Source organism: Membranihabitans marinus (assembly GCF_021729155.1).
GTDB lineage: Bacteria > Bacteroidota > Bacteroidia > Chitinophagales > Saprospiraceae > Membranihabitans > Membranihabitans marinus.
Window position 1 is genome coordinate 67,854 of sequence record NZ_JAJQYA010000020.1, and the last position, 19,881, is coordinate 87,734.

Annotated in this window: 12 protein-coding genes; 6 read left to right on the forward strand and 6 right to left on the reverse strand. The window is 37.2% G+C overall.

From position 1 onward, the window contains the following. The first annotated feature begins 17 nt into the window (after positions 1–17). Entirely contained in the window at positions 18–1,553 is a 1,536-nt protein-coding gene (locus LVD51_RS12945) for a GH3 auxin-responsive promoter family protein (RefSeq protein WP_236971802.1), read from the forward strand. After that, positions 1,546–1,824, forward strand: coding sequence for a hypothetical protein (locus tag LVD51_RS12950; RefSeq protein WP_236971803.1), 279 nt, complete (start codon positions 1,546–1,548; stop codon positions 1,822–1,824). The genes LVD51_RS12945 and LVD51_RS12950 overlap by 8 nt, the downstream gene beginning before the upstream one ends. A gap of 217 nt (positions 1,825–2,041) precedes the next feature. Here the strand turns inward: LVD51_RS12950 and LVD51_RS12955 are convergent, their stop codons facing one another. The 3 genes from LVD51_RS12955 to LVD51_RS12965 are packed head-to-tail and all read right to left on the reverse strand — an operon-like array spanning position 2,042 to position 6,293. Next, positions 2,042–4,741, reverse strand: a complete 2,700-nt coding sequence (locus LVD51_RS12955) for an energy transducer TonB (RefSeq protein ID WP_236971804.1) — start codon at positions 4,739–4,741, stop codon at positions 2,042–2,044. A gap of 2 nt (positions 4,742–4,743) precedes the next feature. Further along, entirely contained in the window at positions 4,744–5,106 is a 363-nt protein-coding gene (locus LVD51_RS12960; RefSeq protein WP_236971805.1) for a BlaI/MecI/CopY family transcriptional regulator, read from the reverse strand. Continuing rightward, on the reverse strand, positions 5,103–6,293 hold the full coding sequence (locus LVD51_RS12965) for a tetratricopeptide repeat protein (protein WP_236971806.1): 1,191 nt from the start codon (positions 6,291–6,293) through the stop codon (positions 5,103–5,105). Before LVD51_RS12965 ends, LVD51_RS12960 begins: the two co-directional genes overlap by 4 nt. A gap of 439 nt (positions 6,294–6,732) precedes the next feature. Between LVD51_RS12965 and LVD51_RS12970 the strand changes: the two genes are divergently transcribed. Further along, positions 6,733–7,293 carry a hypothetical protein gene (locus LVD51_RS12970; protein WP_236971807.1) on the forward strand — a complete coding sequence of 187 codons (561 nt, stop codon included), beginning with the start codon at positions 6,733–6,735 and terminating at the stop codon, positions 7,291–7,293. 837 nt (positions 7,294–8,130) lie between these two features. Here LVD51_RS12970 and LVD51_RS12975 read toward each other — a convergent pair. The 3 genes from LVD51_RS12975 to LVD51_RS12985 all read right to left on the reverse strand — a co-directional run bounded on the left by LVD51_RS12975 (position 8,131) and on the right by LVD51_RS12985 (position 13,788). Next, positions 8,131–9,156, reverse strand: coding sequence for a quinone-dependent dihydroorotate dehydrogenase (locus LVD51_RS12975; RefSeq protein ID WP_236971808.1), 1,026 nt, complete (start codon positions 9,154–9,156; stop codon positions 8,131–8,133). 334 nt (positions 9,157–9,490) lie between these two features. After that, positions 9,491–12,913, reverse strand: a complete 3,423-nt coding sequence (locus tag LVD51_RS12980) for a hypothetical protein (protein WP_236971809.1) — start codon at positions 12,911–12,913, stop codon at positions 9,491–9,493. Continuing rightward, on the reverse strand, positions 12,889–13,788 hold the full coding sequence (locus LVD51_RS12985) for a lysophospholipid acyltransferase family protein (protein ID WP_236971810.1): 900 nt from the start codon (positions 13,786–13,788) through the stop codon (positions 12,889–12,891). Before LVD51_RS12985 ends, LVD51_RS12980 begins: the two co-directional genes overlap by 25 nt. Before the next feature lie 408 nt (positions 13,789–14,196). Here LVD51_RS12985 and LVD51_RS12990 point away from each other — a divergent pair, with 408 nt between their 5' ends. From LVD51_RS12990 to LVD51_RS13000, 3 genes are all read left to right on the forward strand, one after another. Beyond that, positions 14,197–15,162, forward strand: a complete 966-nt coding sequence (locus tag LVD51_RS12990; protein ID WP_236971811.1) for an isoaspartyl peptidase/L-asparaginase family protein — start codon at positions 14,197–14,199, stop codon at positions 15,160–15,162. A 269-nt stretch (positions 15,163–15,431) separates the two neighbouring features. Then, on the forward strand, positions 15,432–18,065 hold the full coding sequence (locus tag LVD51_RS12995; protein ID WP_236971812.1) for a cohesin domain-containing protein: 2,634 nt from the start codon (positions 15,432–15,434) through the stop codon (positions 18,063–18,065). Between the two features lie 57 nt (positions 18,066–18,122). Further along, positions 18,123–19,181 (forward strand): PorP/SprF family type IX secretion system membrane protein, encoded by a 1,059-nt coding sequence (locus LVD51_RS13000; protein WP_236971813.1) that lies wholly within the window; start codon positions 18,123–18,125, stop codon positions 19,179–19,181. The last annotated feature ends 700 nt before the right edge of the window (positions 19,182–19,881 follow it).

The following is a 19,881-nucleotide window of genomic DNA, read 5'->3' on the forward strand; positions in this document are numbered from 1 at the left end:
ACGATGTGGGATAAAAAATGAAGAGTCTAATAAATAAAACCTTAAAGTTGTTCTTAAAGTCAAAGTATGGCAGCTTACAGCAAGCCATCGAACGACCACTGCAGACTCAATTCCAATTGTTAATGAATATGGTAGAGACCGCTGCTTATACTGAGTGGGGGAGGCTCTATGGTTTTACTGATATTAAATCCATTGAAGACTTTCAGAAAAAATTACCGCTTTCTGACTACGATGACTTAAAGCCCTATATCCAAAAGATGATGCATGGAGAACGGGATATTTTATGGCCAGGTAGGGTACAATGGTTTTCAAAATCCAGTGGAACCACCAATGACCAATCTAAGTATTTACCCGTAACTACAGAAAATTTTGATACTTGTCATAAAAAGGGATCTTGGGATACCTTGGCTATTATGTACCAGAACAATCCTGATGTTCAGCTTTTTGAGAAGAAGAGTTTAATTCTCGGAGGCTCTTTGTCTCATTTCAAACCTCATCCAGAAACCATTATCGGCGATGTGTCGGCGATTATGATTGCCAATATGCCGTTAATCGGTCGGCCGTTTTATATGCCAGATGTCAAGGTGGCCATTATGGAGGATTGGGAACAAAAGTTGGAACTTACGGCAGAATCGACCATTCAAGATAAAGAAATTGTATCTATAGGAGGCGTCCCTACATGGAATTTGGTTTTGTTTAGAAAAATATTGGAAAAGACTGGAGCGGACCACATGTTGCAGGTATGGCCCAAACTGAGAACTTATATTCATGGAGGCGTTAATTTTGAGCCTTACCGCAGCCAATTTCAAACCCTTATTCCCAGGGAAGACTTCATTTTTCAGGAAGTGTACAATGCTTCAGAAGGTTATTTTGGCACTCAGTATCGACCCGATGAGAAAGATTTACTCTTGCTTTTGGACAATGGAGTGTTTTATGAGTTTATACCGCTAGAGGATTTGGATAGTCCACAACCGCGATTGTTGACATTGGCTGATGTTGTAATAGGTGAAAACTATGCATTGGTCATTTCAACGAATTCGGGATTGTGGAGGTATCAAATCGGGGATACAATTCAGATAACCCATGATCGACCTTATACTTTTAGGATCGTAGGTCGGACCAAGCAGTTTATCAATGCCTTTGGGGAGGAAGTTATGGTTCACAATACCGATGCGGCCATTAGTGCAGCCTGTGCGATGATGAATTGTACTATTAAAGATTATACCGTTGCGCCCAAGTATTTGAATGAGCGAGAAATGGGGCGCCATGATTGGTTAATTGAATTTGATCAAGCGCCGGTAAATATTGCCATGTTCGCCACGAGATTAGACAAGGAGTTGCAAGCCGTCAATTCCGATTATATGGCTAAGCGGGGGGGGAATCTAGCTTTGGAGGAATTACAGATTCATGTTTTGCCTCAGGGAGCATTTGAAGCTTGGTTAAAGTTCAAAAAGAGACAGGGTGCTCAAGTTAAAGTGCCGAGATTGAGTAATAATCGAAAGTACGTTGACGAAATATTACAATTTGTAGAAGAATATCAAGCCCATGGATAAGCAGTTGATCCCAAATGCATTTTTGCCGGAGAAGGAAGGCGAAGACATTTCTGAGATGGAAGTCTTGCAATATCTCACAGTCAAGATTAATCAGATGCTGGACGAGAATACGGATTTGCTTTTTAGCACATTGTATCGGTTGGATGTCGATGAGGAGAAAATAAAGTTGGTCTTGCAGCAGAGTCAAGGGAGTGCTATAGGTGCTGGTTTGGCCAAGTTGGTATTGGATCGTCAGAAGCAGCGAGAAGCGACCAAAAGGAAGTATCGGTAAGTAGTTCCAAGTGCATTTCATGTAGATTCAATCACTAACCCCCCCTAAAACAAAAGCATTCTAGATGCCAAATCATGGATCTAGAATGCCTTAAAAGTATTTAGTATGAAAGTTTTAAAAAAAAATGATATATTTGAGATGAATCTGTTTTTAAGTATATTGTTTTTCAAAAGGAGAAATCAGGAATGATATTCTCCTTTTGACTTTTAGCTCCATATTATTGTTTTACAAACATTTTTGATAATCTTTGATTTTCGTGCTCAATGATTAAGTAATAATTACCAGCCTTTATGCCGCTTAGATCGAGGTGGATATTAGCTTGGTTAGAGATAGTTTCTTCTCTTGTTTGTAGAACCTTACCTTGAATATCCAGTAATTTGATCTGGTATTCACCGGGTTCCACGGTTTTAAATTGGACATTGAGTTCTACCGTACTTGGATTAGGGTAAATCTGTAAGTCGTCTAATTCTAGAATTGGTTTTTCAGCTTCATTCACTAGGTTTTTAGTCGTGATCTCAATGGCGCCGTCTTTGGCTATGGAACCGTATTTGTCAATCGCATTTTGTCCCTTAAGAACATTGATGGATTGAATTTGATCCGGAGAAACATCATTGGGTTCAAAGGCCTTGTTCTCAATATTTTTGGTTTTACCGTCCACTACAACCAATGGTTTTGCATTTGGATTGATTTGATTTTTCAACGTGGTCGAAGATTTATTATCTTGAGGATAGCTAACCACAACCAATTCTTGGATGGGATTGACCATTAGGCTTCTATTTTGAGATGGTTTGGGGGGCAATCCCTCGATTTGAAATTTTACTGGTATGGTTAATGTCAAGTCTTCTGGAAGGTCGCTGATTATATTGTGGTTCCATTCACCGGATTCCATGACGGATTCTATTGTTCTAGCCACTTCATCTCCCAGACCAGCACCTGGATCTCTTATGATGGTTACCTCGCTTATTTCACGATTCTTTTTTACAGTAAATGTCGCCACTACGGTGCCGTGAATGTTGTTTTCAATAGCCGTTTTCGGATAACGGACATCTCTTAAGATTAAATTGATTAATTTTTTTTCAGAACAAATCCGTTTTGCACTAGCCGTTGATAAATCACTGCATTCCGCTAGATAAGGAAAGTTACTACTTTCCGTATTTGCGGCGGATTTGGTGTTTATAAAAACCATGCCGTCTACATTTTTCTCTCCGTATTTAGCCAAGGTAGCAGGATCTTTAAATACGGAAATGGACTCGATTTGATCTGCATGTATAATGTCGTCTATTTCGCTGGAAGGGGCTACTTTGTGGCGCTGTCCATCAATATATACAGCGATCTGGTCTTCTTGGTTGTCGGATTCTTCGTCTTCAAGGCTAAACTTTACGGGCAATAGAAACTGCACCCTTACCTTATTGCCTCTTTGTAATCCCGGCGTCCAATTTTGGTCTAAGTTATTCATTAATTTTGCCACTCGTATGGCTTCATCAGCTAGTCCAGCACCAGGATCTCGAATGGCCTTAAAAGTAGAAAGGCTGCCATCAGTTTCTACAACAAAGCTTATAACAGCGTTGCCAGTGATATTTTTGTCTTTGGCCTCACTGGGGTATTTAAGGTTGTTATACAGAAAATCCAACATTTTTGTATCGGCACATCGTTTTCTATCTAAGAGATCAATATCTTCACATCCCGGAAACATAGGCATCTGTTCGACAATTTTAAATACTTCTCCTTTTAATTTAGTATCTGCTTTTTCTGCTTCTGTTAATTCGATTTCTTTAATGGGACGAGATAATATGACTAATCCAGTAGTGATATCGGTTCCAAATGCAGCTTTAGCATCTTTAGCTTTCGTGCCATAATATCGCCAAGGTCCTTTTTTGCTGTATTCTTGCATTAATTCGTTGGTGATTTGACCTATTCGTTGACCATTGACATAGAGGATGTCAGTGGGTTGAATGACGTATTCCCCACCTCTACTCATAATTTTTTCCCCAATTAAAGGGAGGGGAGGGATAGAGTCAACAGCCATGTTCGGTTGCACTGGTGTTTGTAACTGGCCTTGAGTAAATGAAAATAGCAAGGCCGCAAATGCGAAGATTGGAATGGCGACGAGATACTTTAACATCGCTTTTTGATTGGAAGGTTTACGAGTCATCATTTTGAATCTGTTTTTTAATTGTGAATAAATAAAGTGATTGGCTAGGGATAGCTGTAGGTTGGATTGTGCTTGATTTAGTAGTAGTTGGCCGTATTCTTTCTTGCTGCCCAATAAGCAGGCGGCTTCATCGGCCTCGTATTCATGAACTTCTTTAATTTCCTTGCGGTATAAAAAAACCATGGGATGAAACCAAAAAACAATACATAGCAGCTCAATAAATAATATATCGACGGAGTGCCAAGAGGAGACATGTTTAATCTCATGTGCCATAATGCGTTCTTTGTGATTGCTGGATTCATACAAAAATTCAGTCCAATAAATGGCGTTGAGAAAAGAAAAAGGCATGTGGAGTTGTTGAGTTAGGACAAGTTGGTGGCCATTGGTAGACGATATTTTGGCCCCTTTTCGCAGAGCGTAAATTTCGTGTATGCCTTTGAATAGTTTAATGCTGGTTACCAACACCCCTAGTCCGTATATAGCTAAGAGGGTTATTTGCCACCAAGTCATCTGCGTTTCCCTAGTCGCAATGTCCCAACTTTCAATTTGGTAATTGACAGGAGCTAAATATATGGTGGTTAAACTTTCAGCTTTGTGCTGAAACAATGTGGACCAATCGATTAAGGGAATAACAATGCCCAGAATAAGACCGGAAAGTAGATACCAACGATTGTACTTAAAGAAGGTCTCCCGCTTTAAGAACAAGTGGTAGGCTATGTACACAATCATCCAACAGATGGTCAATTGACTAAGGTAGGTAATCATAATTATTGATTTTCGTTGTCTTCTAATTTTTCTAACAATTGATTGAGTTCATCAGAATTGATTTCTTTTTCTTTGACGAGAAAGGAAACAAGTTGATGAGCCGAACCGTCGAAATAATCTTGAACAAAGGTTTTAAGTCTGTTTTTACTATAGGTTTCGCGTTTTATGACGGGGTAATATTCGTGGGTTCTACCATAGGCTTTATGTTGTACAAATCCCTTTTTTTCTAAGATACGAACTATGGAAGAAATCGTCGAATGTGGGGTCTCGGGATTGCCCATATATTGGATAATATCGCTGACGAGGCAGGGACTTATTTCCCAGATTATTTTCATGATGTCTTCTTCTGCTTTGGTAAGTTTCATTTTTTATCTGTTTTTTGTTGATGAATGATTTCTTTGAGGTATTGGATGCGCTCTTCCGCCATGAGTTTTGCCGTACTGTCTCCCGTAGCGAGGTAGCGCTGATAATGATCGAAGGCTATACGCTTGTCTCTGTAATATAAGTCACTCAAACGAGCGATTTGATAGATGTATAAATAATCAGCTTTGAGATGATAGGCTCTTTTGTAATCATCTAATGCCAGTTTTATTTTGCCTTTGGCTTCATGGGCATCACCTAGTAATTGATAATATTGATCCACCATGGGGCCAATGCCATAGGTGTAAATGGCCGTATCCAAATGCAATAATTGGTCGTCAATTCGGCCGAGTTTTCGATAGCCTTCCGATAGATAGTAGTGAATGCCTTCATCTCCTCGTCCGGCACGGATTAGTTTTTCAAAAATTTTTACTGAAGATTCAATTTGTTCGGTCTTATATAGGGCTATTCCATATAATTTTTGATTGATATGAGAGCTATCGCCAAGTGCTATTAATCGATCAGCCGTTTGTAGGGCTTGGCCGTATTCAGTGGTTTTAACTTCGGCAAATAATTGAATTGAAAGTAATTTTTTACTGTTGGGTATTAGTACTACGGCCTTTTTTATGATTTCGAGACCTACAAAATATTCTTTTAGTGAGAAATGACTTTGAGCGAGTAATTGAATGGTTTCTATGTCATTGCTGTCACATCGGTTGGCTTTCCCAAAAGCATCAATAGCGGATATGAAATCTTGATTGGCCATATATACTTTGCCAATGACTTTGTGAAAATAGCTATTAGTGGAATCCCTCATCGTTAGAGGTTGTAAAATAGATAGTGCGCGGTCGTATTCTTTATTGAAAATGTATACCTGAGCCAAGGACATTGAATAACTGGTGTTTTCTTCGTTTTCGATGGCTCGAATTAGAAAATCTTCAGCTTCATCCATGTGTCCCATATGATAATGGGCCATACCTATATAATAGTATGAGGAAGCGGGATTGGATATTGGTGAGGCCGCGGATAATTCTAAATGTTGAATGGCTTCTGCATAGTTGAAATTGTAAAACTCCTTCATTCCCATTTGGTAGTGAAGATTGGATTCTTGGTTTTGACCATACACATTGAGGTGGTTAACCGAGATGGTTAAAGCAAGGCAGTAGATGATATAGAGCTTTTTTATCCTCATTTTTGAATCCGTAATTTCACTTCGTTAGCGCAATATACAAATATATAACGTAAAAATACGTTATTGAACTAAAATTTTAGTTGTAATCTTTTTTTATACTGTTTTTTTTGGGGTTTTTCCATTTGTAAAATCAATTGTAATGGGAGGGGTTTTGGCTTTGTAAATTGATTTATATTATATATTCCTGTATTACCAACTAGGCGGTAATTAAAATTAAAGCCAGTTATTTATCTAGTTTATGCCATCGAAAAATGTAGATACATTGTTTCGAAAAATGATTTGATTAAGTTGTTTGTGTAATTATTTAAGTTATCTGTCGAAAAATTGCAATTGAATTAATGCTTTTAATACATTTTTTTTATATTTGCTTGCTTCCTTTTATGAAAAACATATAACCTTTCGCTAAAAAACTTTTAGAACGTATAAAATCAAGTATTAAATGAGTATAAATAGTGAGCTGCAGGCAATTGTTGAAACCTATGAAATTCTATCTCGACTTTCCTTTTCGGAACAAGCAAGAGTGTTGAAATGGTTAGAAAATAAATTGGAAGAAAATCAAAATTTGACAGAAGGAATAGACAGTGAAGTTTTGACCAGCATTCAAGATGAAGACTTTCCTATGATACATTCAACCAGTGGCAACAACTTTGTGGCCCAAGGGATAGGTCAATATAAAAATTTGAAAGCCTTATTGAGTGATATTAGTATTAAATCCTCATCAGATAAAACTTTACTTACCGCCGCTTTTATGCGCTCTCATCGAAAAATGGAACAATTTAAAGCTAGAGATATTAGCAATACATTGAAAGAAATCGGGGAAAGTGTGCCTAATATTACCTTGGCCGTACAACAATTAATCAAAAAAGATTTGATTCAATATATAAAAGGAGGTAAAAAAGGTAAGCGTTTAGAGAAATTATTAGAATTTACTGAATACGGTGATGAAATCATACGTCGTGCTGTTGAAAATAAAGAATTGATGTTGCGTCGTCTAAGATAAATTTTAAGGATAAGCTGAGTTCTTAAAAGTTGTATTTCATACTGTGTATTGAGATACAACTTTTTTTTATTGCGAGTTTGTAGCTTTAAAATAGGGCAACGAATTTTTCTATTCTCTGCAGTTAAGAGATTGGGGTAATTTAATAATCTTAAAAAGCTTTGTTAATGACCAATTTTCCCAAGTTGTTATGCTGAAGTTTTATAAGGTTGCAGTATAATGGATTTTTTGACTAAAGGTTAATGAGCTAATATTCAATATCTAAAATGTGGGTTAATTTGGTATTGCTATATTTCTTCTTTTAGCAGATGTAATCTAAAGTTTACCTGTATAGAATTGGGTATATTCTCTTATAATGCAATCAATTGATTGCATTATAATGAAATCGATGCTTATTTTTTCCCGTTAAATGGGTTTTGTATTGTATTATTTTGGTGAAAAATGTTGGTTATTTACAATTATTGTAGATTTAATATTTTGAATTAAATTTTTATTGTTCTTATTTATATTAGTGATTTTGTTATTCAATGGGTTAAGGATATTAGAATAATTTCTATATTGACATTAGTTGGGTTGTGTGGTTGCCATTTTAATAGAAATATCTCTGTGAGACCTATTTTAATTCTTTTTCCTTTTAATTTACTATTTCAAATGACCTGCATAATGTATGCCCTTGGAAAATAGTCTATTGTCTATAAAATCTGTTGGATCATTGATTTTTGACAATACGCAGTTGCCAAATTGTAATATAGGTTACAATAGTTAAATTGGATTGGTGAAGCGGTGGGAATACTTTTTACCATATAGTAACCTCCAATATCAGCGGTGTTGTTCGAAATTTTAAATGATCGATTGCAGGATTTTTTTAACGAAATCTGGTCCTTGGTAAATAAAACCTGTATATACTTGTACAAGATCAGCTCCCAATTCCAATTTTTGTACGACGGCTTCCGTATCGTGTACTCCTCCAGATGCGATAATGGTTTGATTGGATGATGTTCTCTCTTTGACTTGGGCTAATAACTGATTGGCTGCTCCCTGTAAAGGACGGCCACTCAAACCTCCAGCGCCTATATCTGCTACTGTAATAGGATCGGTATTTAAAGGTTGTCTGGCTATGGTAGTATTATTGGTTACAATGCCTTGAAGTCCAGTATGGGTAATGACTTCTATTATGTCATCTAATTGAGCCTCATTTATATCCGGTGCTATCTTAAGTAAAACAGGAGTATTTTTGTTATTGATATTTTGCACCTCACTAAGGATTCTCGTTAAACTTTCCTTGTTTTGTAATTCTCTTAATCCCGGGGTGTTGGGTGAGCTTACATTGATTACAAAGTAATCTACAAGTCCGTTTAAGGTGTTGAAGCATTGAACATAGTCCTTCCATGCATCTTCATTATTGGTGATTTTATTTTTGCCAATATTCCCTCCAATAATTAGATCTCCTTTTTCCAAATCTTTTAATCGGTTGGCCATTGCATCTACACCATCGTTATTGAAACCCATACGATTGATTAAAGCTTGGTCTTTGGGAAGCCGAAATAATCTGGGTTTATCGTTACCAATCTGTGGTTTGGGGGTTACCGTTCCTATTTCAATAAAACCAAATCCCAGTTTGGAAAGATTGGCTATGTACTTGCCATCCTTGTCAAATCCCGCTGCCAGTCCTATGGGATTTTGAAATTCCAATCCCATATGGCGACATTTTAGTTTTTCTGATTCCAGTGTAAATAATTGTTTGAAGATCGTGTGACTCAAAGGAAGTCGAAGGCTATTCTCAAACAAGGCCATAGCCATACCATGTGCTTTTTCAGGATCTTGTGAAAACAGTAGTGGCTTTATGATGGAATCGTATAGTAGCATAGCAGTTTATTTTTCGATTTTAGTAATGATAGCTTAGGGTATAATTTTGCAAATATATAATAATGAATATTTAATTCAACTAGATTAATATAAGCGTCAATTATAAATTCATTTGGTTTGGTTGGTGATTTGGCTGATAATGGTCTAGGTTCAGGGAGATTACCTGACATCGAATGAAGAGGTGTGGAGGCTTATTGACTTTTTTCAGAAGATTTAAATGTACAAAAGAACATATAATCAATTGAAGTTTTAATTATTTAGGTTTTTCAGTCTTTATTGTTATTTTATAATTACAAAACTTATACATTGGATTTAAAGAGGTCGGTCTTTTATGCTAGAATATCAAATTTGCTTGCATGGTACCGTTGTGTACTACCTTGCTGTCTCCAATTTTTCGCCCATTATACCTCAGAGATATGACTAGACCATTGGGTAGTTTACGTTGTAGATTTGCTTCCCATAAGTAGTTGTTGCCAGCTCTTAAACCATCTAACAGAACTTGTTCTAGGGATAGGTTGATGATGTCGTATTGGTGTTTCACTATAGAAAAGTCAAAGGCGGTTTGAATATTCCATTTATTATTGGGGACGTAGGACCATGAAATCTTGTTTTTCCAGGTTAGGGCTTCATCGTTGAGATCCATCGTTTTTCCTATGACTCGGGCATTTTGCAATTCGAAGACCATTTTTTGTTGGATAAGCCATTTTAAGGTGTTTTTTATATCTGTAAAATGTATGATAAAATTGCGCTCTGCAAATTGATCGGCTACTTGAGTAGTTTTTCTGCGATTTATTTCAGTTAGATTTTGAACGGCTGCATTGAGTCTAACATTGGTCTTGGAAAAAAGATCTGTAGTTGAATATTGTTCGAACCCATAATTTAAAAATGATTTTTGACTGCGTTTCCAGTATCCGAAATGTTGTTGGACAGTCTTTCCGTTGCGGTTAATATATACATTGTTAAGGAAGTTGATATTGCTCGAGATTAGGGCGGAATCGGGAATGGAGATGATTTTTATTTTTCCCAATCGCTGTTGTTTATTTTCAATTCGAACACTGCTTTCCAATTGCCATTTTGACCAAAATTTATGTTCAGTTATTTCATTGGATTGAAATTTGATCGTGGAATTAATTCCGTAATTAAAGGTTGAAATAAGCTCGTTCTGAACGATATTTACCCTGATATAATTTTTTTCATCTTGATATATGGCGGGAAAAAATTCGTTTAATTGTTGTACTGAGTCTTGGTTGAGATCTACATATTTGTACTGTCCATTTCCGGGTTCTACCTTTATATATTGAAATCCTCTGCGCGGTTCCTTGCCATTGCCAATAGATAAATCGCCGTTGGTGGAGAATCCTGATTTTTTGATTTTTTGGAAGAATTGTAACTGTCCTAATATGTTCCAGCCTTGTTGATCTGCGATGAAATTTTCCTCATCATTGATTAAGAAGATGTGACGTAGAGTTGTGATGAGTTTTATGGAGTTTGTAGCTCCATTTTGAATGCTTGACGACCATCTGATATCGTCAGTGTAGTAGGATTTGTCAAACTGGTCAGCGTCAAACAGGTAATCGGTTCGATGACTGTATTCCAATTCGTGTTTGCGCTTCCAATTGGTTTTGATGTTCCATCTGTCAAAACGTATGGAGGGAAGGACAAAGCTGTCATTATTTATTACGCTATTTTTTTCACCGGTATATCCTGTTTCTATCACCAGGTTTTTATTCTGCCACCCTAATTTAAAATCTGGTCTCGAAAATTTGGAGTTGTACAAGTTGCTCCGACTATTGAGAAATTTGTATTCCCCGTTGGCATAAAAATTTTGTTTTCTCCAACTGAACTTAGCATTGTTTTGCCATCCGCTATAATGGTTTTTAGCCTGGAAATGCTGAATTTCATAGGTCCATTGCCACACAGAATCTATATATGAGGCCGATAATAGAGCGATGGATTCATTAAAACTCGTATCATTGGTTTCAAAGTTCCAGTCTCGTTGAAATTCGACGGATCGATAGGGCGTAATGGCTGTAAAGTCTTTACCTTTGTATTCGTATTGGCCAGCGATAGTCCATTCCTTGGATTTGCTTTGGTCTAGGTAGTGTCTCCAAGTAAAACCAGACAATTGAGACCATCCTATATTGTCCTCTTGATCAAAGTTGGAAAATCTATTTTGATCGAGATTTGAAAGTGCCCATTCGGAATATATTTCACTGCCATTGTCCCATTTTTTTTGACCTCGAAAAGCCATCATTTGCTGTATCTGAGGGGCTTGTAATGTGGTTGTCGGAGCGTACTGACCACGTGGTTGTCCACTAGCGTCTGGAGAAACCCATACAAAGCGATCGCCATTGGTATAATTTTCAGATACAATATAATTTCCTTGACCTTCGCCAACAAATGTAAAGCTAGCCGTGTACAATGGTTTGCGACCATCTTTGGCCAAGGTGAGAATGTCGGTATAACCCATAGAGTCTATGAGGTGGTATAGAACGATACCCTCTTGATAGCCATCTTCCCAAGGTATGATAGATGAACCAGCAATATTGTCAATATTGTCTCCTGCTTCTGAGATAATTCTTTCATTTTCCGTTGTGAGTAAGTCATTTTGAAAGGAATTTTTCCCGTCTTGTTCGCTGTAGAGATCTAGGCTAAAACTATATTGGTTTTTGGTCCATGACGTGTGGCCAGTAAATAGGCTGCGCAAATAGTTTTGTTCTGCCAATTCGTATTCCACAATGATTCTACTGGTGGCACTTATATATGTTTTAGCTGTAAAAGTAATCTCTCCCAAATTGTAATCGATGGTATAATCGTTTAGACTTCCGCGAATCAATCTCTCTCCGTCTAGAAATACTTTTTCTGTTCCGGCGAGTATGACGGCGAAAAGTTGATTGGTTTTCGTACTGAGTCTATATGGCCCTTGGTTGCCTTCCTCTACGGTTAGTGATGTTCTATTAAATTTTCCTTTTGAGGTCGAGAAGTTGGCTGAAGAAGTTTGATCCCATCCATTTAAATCTTTAGATTGGTAGCTGGAATACAGGCCCTTAGTCTTTTTATAATATTTCATAAAATACCTGTTGGGATTGGATACTTCAAAGTCCCCAGCCACCATTTCAAGGTTGTCCTTTTTGATTTTAATGAAAACATTATCAAATTCTTGGAGTTGAAGGGAATTGCCTTCTGGCTGGAGGGGAATACTATTGTCTGATAAACTTCCTACCACCTCCATACCGTTGGGAAGACTTCCTTTGATCTGAAGATCAAAATTGGATTGAAGACTGGCATTTTGGGTATTGCCGATTTGGATTCCTCTCCCAAAGTGTCCCGAATACGATAAGTTGGACCATTGAGTGTTTGTGGAGGAATTGGGAATATCACTGGGAAGACTTTCTATTAAATATTCACTACGGATGAGATTGGTATCTATCCAGGTATGGATATTGGAAAGGCTGTCGGAAATAGGTGGTATTAGGATAAATAAGGTTTCTGAATAGGTGGAAGGATTTTTTAAGTGAATTTCATTGCCGATGATAGTATAATTTGAATCGGGAAGTAATCGACTGCGGCTCGGTTGATAAATATTGACGGTGTTGTTGTGCAATATGGGTTGGTTAACAGTGAACATACTATCGCCTATGGCAATACTGTCTATGGACACTGCTGCTCTAGATGTCCACTGAGCCTGTATCTGAAGTGGCAATACCAAAAATGTGATTGCGCAATAATATTTTAATACTTTAATACACGCTTCCATCTTTTATGAGTCCATAACCAATTTGGAGATTCATTTAATATGTTGTCCGTAAGTTTTTTTACATATAGATCGGTTATTTCAGTAGGTGTAAGGGTAGAAGATTCCTCTAATAAGGTGGTAAAATGAGCGGTGTAGTATCCTCTTTTGGTTTTTTTTATATAAAAATAGAAGATGGGGAGGTTTAGGCGAGAGGCTAATTGGGACATTCCGGGAACAAAGGGGGTTTTAATCCCAAAAAAATCTACATAATGGGCTTGATCCGTGAAAGGAGTGGATTGATCACTTAGGAAAAAATAGGCTGAAGACATTCTATCTTTTCTCAACATATCTCTCACTACATTGGCCATGGCGATCATTTCTGTTCCGTGTCTTTGACGATTTGTTTTAATGTAGTATTCCATACCTTGGTGATGAATGGGTTTATATATTCCAACTGCCCGGCAAGGTAGCTGTTGACCGCCGGCGGTAACCGCCCATTCCCAATTATTGATATGGGCTCCAGCGATAATAATATCTTTACCAGCAGCTATGTATCTTTTCATATCCTCATTAATTTGGATGTCAAATCGACGTTTTAATTCTTCGGAAGACAAATTGGGAAGTTTAAGCGATTCGGCTAAAAGATCACAAAAGTGTTTTTCAAAGGCGGTTCTGATAGCTTTTTGTTCTGTCTTATTCCGATCCGGGAATACAATATCAATGTTTTTATTGGTGACTTTTCTGCGATATTTAAAAATGTTGAAAATTACTAATCGTGTGAAATTGAGTATGTTATATAGCCAATTTAATGGCAGGTGACTCCAGATATTGAGAAATTTCGGGAGAATATATCGTTGTTTTTTTGAAGGATTAACCGAGTTAGAATTTTTTTTCATAGTGTAATTTCAATTCCATAAAAGTAACAGTATTGAAGTGAATGAGGTAAACTTGAAGAGTGAAAATATATTTGTTTTAATATTTATACCAAATGCATTTGATATAAAACCCATTTAAATTTTTTTAGTTGTGCCTTTACTGTCAAAGCAAGGATGAAAAAGAATTGGTGTAGTAAGGCTGTGAATGTTGTGGTTACTGGAATCAATGATGTGAAATATATGATGTATTCTTGTGAATATGTATGTTTTACACAATCATTTATTTAACTTTGTCGATTGTAGAAGGATATAGGAGAATTCTATTTATACCAATTAATAAATAGAGATTCTTTTGGTAATTCTTGTAGTTAATGATATGATGGTTTGAATTGCAAGTAATTAAGGTAGATATAAATAAAAAAAAGAGAAATGGAAAGGAGAAATTTTATAAATAAAATATATGGTGGCCTGGTAGGTACCAGTTTATTGAGTTTCTCTAGGGCAAGAGAGGTTGGAGAGATGCTGAATGGGCCAGTTGTAGTATCGACCTGGGATTTTGGAATGGTAGCCAATGCAGAGGCTTGGAAGATATTGGGCAGTGGGGGAAGAAGTTTGGACGCCGTTGAAAAGGGAGTCAGAATAATAGAATCAGATGTTAATAATCAGACTGTTGGAATTGGAGGATTACCGGATAGAGATGGATATGTGACCTTAGATGCCTGCATTATGGACGAGACCGGAAATGCGGGTTCTGTTAGTTTTTTGCAAGATATAGAACATCCCATTTCAGTGGCTAGAAAAGTAATGGAAGATACGCCCCATGTAATGCTAGCTGGTGCAGGTGCTTTGCAATATGCTTTGGAGTCAGGTTTTGAGAAAAAATCATTGCTTACAGACAAATCCAAAGCCGCATGGGAGAAGTGGAAGAAAAAATCTGATTATAAGCCCATCATTAATATTGAAAATCACGACACTATTGGAATGATAGCCATGGATTCCCAAGGTCAATTGTCTGGGGCATGTACGACCAGTGGATTGGCATACAAAATGCATGGGAGAGTAGGAGATAGTCCTGTTATTGGAGCTGGATTATATGTAGACAATGAAGTGGGGGCAGCAACCGCTACCGGAATGGGGGAAGCCGTATTGAAAACTTGCGGGAGTTTTTTGGTCGTTGAATTGATGAGGCAGGGACTGTCGCCGGAGCAAGCTTGTAAAGAGGCGGTGTTGCGAATTGCTAAGAAACAAAATTACAACGATTTTCAAATTGGTTTTTTAGCGCTCAACAAGCGTGGGGAGACTGGGGCATATTGCATTCACCCCGGTTTTAACTATAGTCTTAAGGATAGTAAAAATGAGCGATTGGTGAAGTCCAAGAGTTATATTAAAGGGTAAAGAGGAATAATATTTAAAGAATTTTTTCTCAGGGTTTTAGATTTTTAAATAAAAATATGAAAAATGTAAGACCTTTACTGGCTTTGGCTTGTATAGATGAGATTACTTTATTATTTGTTGTCCTCTGATTTTTAGCATTAAAATTTAGTGTTAAAAAAACGTATTAAATAAAATTGGAATGGATTTTGTAATATTCTATTCGAGATACATAAAATCTTAAACAGGTAAATGCGTTTTAATGATGCATTTTAAAAAGATAATTGATCATCATGATAAAATATGTACTAAGCTTAATAGTATTGATTAGCAGTTTTTCTGCGGGATTTGGACAAGGAAAAGTTGTTGCATCGGATGCAAGTGGTAAATTGGGCGATATCGTTTCAGTAGACATAACCGTAGACGATTTTAAGAATCTGTTTGGATTTCAGATTTTAGTCACCTACGACAAATCTCTACTGAGATTACAGAGTATCTCTAATTTTGCCAGTGAATTGTCTGATTATGACAATGACAACTTTGTAAGTAACCTCGACAATGCCAATGGCATTATTTTGACGACTTATGATAATCTAAATAGTGATGCTGGATTTACCCTGGCCAATGGTTCAAGGCTATTTACTATTAATTTTGAGATAATATCGAATAGTGCTACTTCGGTAAATGTCAATTTGCCGCAAGAAGTTGATTTTGGAGAGTATTCTCGTGAGCTGGAGGTGATCAATAACAGTTACAGTAACATAGGAGCGAGTACCGATGGAGGTGTGGTAACTATTGAATCAGGAACGGGAGGAGGTAATCGAATCCAATTGATATTGGGAACTGCTGAAGGGCAAACTGGAGAGACCATTTGTGTCCCTATGACAGTTAGAGATTTTAACGACGTAGTAGGTATGCAATACAGCATTAATTTCAATACCGATGTGCTTGAGTTTGTAGAAAGTAAAGATTTTAATTTAACGGGATTTAGTACGGCGTCTATAAATACTGAGCATATTGGGACCAGTAGTGCTTTGGTGGTGACTTGGAATTCTCCATCTACCGACCCTATATCGTTAGGAGATGGAACAGTGATAGTAAATCTTTGTTTCAAGATTAAGGCGAGTTCTGGTAGTTCTGATTTGAGATTTACCTCTAGCCCTGTAGTGATAGAATTTGCAGTGCCTGATGGATCAGGCAGTACAGTGGCTGGGCAATCACAGTTGACCGATGGAAGAATTTCTGTGGCAGGCAGTGGCGGTGGAGGTACTACCTGTGATTTGACAGGGTTTGCAGTAGCTGCGGAACAGGTGAGTTCTCCTAATGGGTCGACAGTTTGTGTTAATTTTACCGGTAAAGGTATCAATAAACTTGGTGTCTTACAGAGTTTAGTTACATGGGATCCCACGGTATTGAGTAATCCCACAATGGAGTTTGTTAATTTACCTGGTGGGGGCAATGATTTCAATCTCGGTAATGGCGCTGATGGTTATATGATATTGGTATGGACGTATTCCAGTGCCGATTTACAGGGAACGACCTTGGATGATAATTCGATATTGTTTAAAATGTGCTTTGACGTAATCGGAAGTAACGGCCAAAGTAGTGATATTAAATTTGAAGAAAATGACCGTACCAAGTTTTTGGCAAGTGATGTAGAAGGCAATCGATTTACCTTTCAATCTTGTTCAGGCAAAGTGACGGTTGGGAGTAGTCAAGGAGTTTCAGTTACCAGTAACAATCCCACTTGTTTCGGAGATAATAACGGAAGCATTAGCCTAAATGTTTCTGGAGGGCAGTCGCCATATACTTACGAATGGACGAAAAATGGTTCAAATGTTGGAAGTACTAATAATATTTCCAGTCTTACGGCAGGAACCTATCACTATAAAGTAACGGATAATTCTAATGCGGTGATAGGTGAGGCTGATGTAGTACTGACTGAACCAAGTGAGATAGTGATTCAAAGCAATGTTACACCAATAGTGAATGGAAATGATGGAGCAATAGCTTTGACGGTTACAGGAGGAAGTGGAAATTATATGTATAATTGGAGTAATGGTTCAGACAGTAAAGATATTAGTGGATTGGGACAGGGGAGTTATACGGTGACTGTAACAGATGGATCGGGTTGTTCGGTTTCCCATGAAGCTTCAATTGGAGATGCAGAATATACTGTTGAGATTACGGCTACTAGTAACTACAATGGCTTTGATATAAGTTGTTTTGGGGAAAGCAATGGTAGTTTAAGCGCTCAAGCTAAATTTGGTAAATCTCCCTATACCTATAAATGGAGTACAGGTGATGAGTCCCCTACCATAAGCAATGTGGGTGGAGGAGAGTATAGCGTAACGGCTACCGATGCCGATGGAGAAACAACAACTGCGAGTTACATAGTCAATGAACCAGAAAGATTAACGGCTACTATAGTTACAGAACCTTCTAACGGAGTGAATGCAGGAACCGCACAGGTCTTTGCTACCGGGGGAGCTGAGCCGTATTCATTCTCTTGGAATGACAAAAACCCTGGTTCCACTACTTCTTTTATTAGTGGGTTGGCCGAAGGCAGGTATCGAGTTATTGTTACTGATGGCAACAACTGTATCACACAGAATGAAGCAGTAGTACCCATCGATGATCAAGATTGTTATGTGGCTGTAGAGGTTATGACACCTAACGCCGATGGAATCAATGATGAATTGCGTATCAATTGTATCGAAGGATCCAATAATACTTTGAGATTGTTTAATCGTTGGGGTACATTGGTATACATCGAAGACAATTACAACAATACATGGACAGGTATGGATCAAGACGGTTCAGAATTATCTGACGGTGTTTATTATTTTGTTCTGGAAGTTGTCGATGCCAACAATGTGATCAGTCAATATAAAGGACATGTGACGTTGTTGCGAAAACTAAATTAATTAGTATTTATAAAGAGGTATAAATTTTGTTTTGTAAACCATTAAGGACTAGATAGGATGAGTGAATATTTACAACGAATACATACATTTGTAACCAGTGTTACTAAGAGGGCCGATGTAGCATGGGTCGGTCGAAACCGTCCTATATCCCTAGGGGTATTAATTGGAAGATGGTCTTTGACCTTGATTCTTGGATGGATGAGCTGTGTAGGATTACAGGCTCAAGATGTGGCCAGTTATAGGCATTATCCATCTAATTATCATTTGATTAATCCGGCTGCTAGCGGGATGAATGGTCATGTTATAATGTTGAATTATATTAATAGATGGAATTCTTTTCCAGGTAATCCACAAACCTTTACAGGAGCTTATAACGGACCAGCTAGTGAAAAAATTGGATTGGGTGCCATGGTGATATCTGATAATCTTGGTTCATTAAATCGGACCTCTGGTCAATTGTCCTATGCCTACCGGTTTAATATTGAAGACACTAAGGTGAGTTTTGGATTGTCAACGGGAATAGAAAAATACAAACTTCAAGCTTCTGCTTTGTTGGGATCTGGTATTGATCCTACTGATCCATTAATCATACAAGCGGCTGGTGGATATACTGTTTTTGATGCATCCTTTGGTGTTCATGCCAAATTACCAGATGGCTTTCAATTGGGATTGGCCATACCCAATTTAATACGGACACGTGTAGATAATAATTCTTCTGAAGAATTGGAAACAGAAAACACTTTATTTAAATATTTTGTGGCATATGCAGGATATCGTATGCCATTGGAAGGGTATAACTTCGATTTTGAACCGTCAATTCAAGTGAGAAATGTTAGAAATGCACCCTTTCAAGTTGATCTCAATTTAATAGGTTATTACGCAGATGAACAATTGATTGGAGGATTTACCTATACCGTTGGGGGTGGAAATGGAGCTAATATATTGCTGGGCACCAGGATAAATAAAGTAAATATATTATATTCTTATGGAGTGTCTTTCGCTGATTTCCAGACATATAATAATGGTTCCCATGAAGTAAGTCTTCGATTTGATCTGTTTAATCCAGACAAAGTCGAAGAAGTTGAAGATGAAAGAGCGCGCAGAAGAAGAAGGTAATTGTGTCATTGGAATATGAGCTCAAGATAAAAAATAGGACAATGATCTTCAAAAAGCACTTCATTATGTCTAGTGCTGATCTTAAGCTATCTATCCGATTTTCAGTAAATTAGATACATTTGTTAGAATTGTAGTGAAAAATCACATTTTATGCAAGATATTTTTAATTTAACACATGATAATTCAACTTATAAGACCTTGATAGATATTTACCTTACACATTATCAATATGTTTAATGTGAAATTTGCTAATATTTTTATACATAAAATTGAGTAGAAACTATATATTTGTAAAGAATTGTGGACTTCGATTATGGCCATTAGAAGAAAACAGTTTTAAAAGAATTTAATAACCTAAATGACATTATTTGATAAAGACCTTTACACTCTGTGCATGAAAAAACCGATACACCTAAACATTTCCTAGTATTTCATAATGGCGACTCATAGTCGTTCTCTCCGGAGTGATAGACTTCTCTATCCAAGTATTCTCATTTAATATAATTATGTAATTTTATTTTTTAACCTAAATATTTGTTTGAAAAAACCGATTGTTTAATAACCAAAACTAGAACTCATGAAAAAGACGAATTTTACTTTAATTCAGCCATCGTGGTGTCTGGGCTCAAACTGGCTCAAAGGCTTATTGCCTTTGTTGGCTTTTGTGATGCTCTCACTACCGATGCAAACATTTGCACAG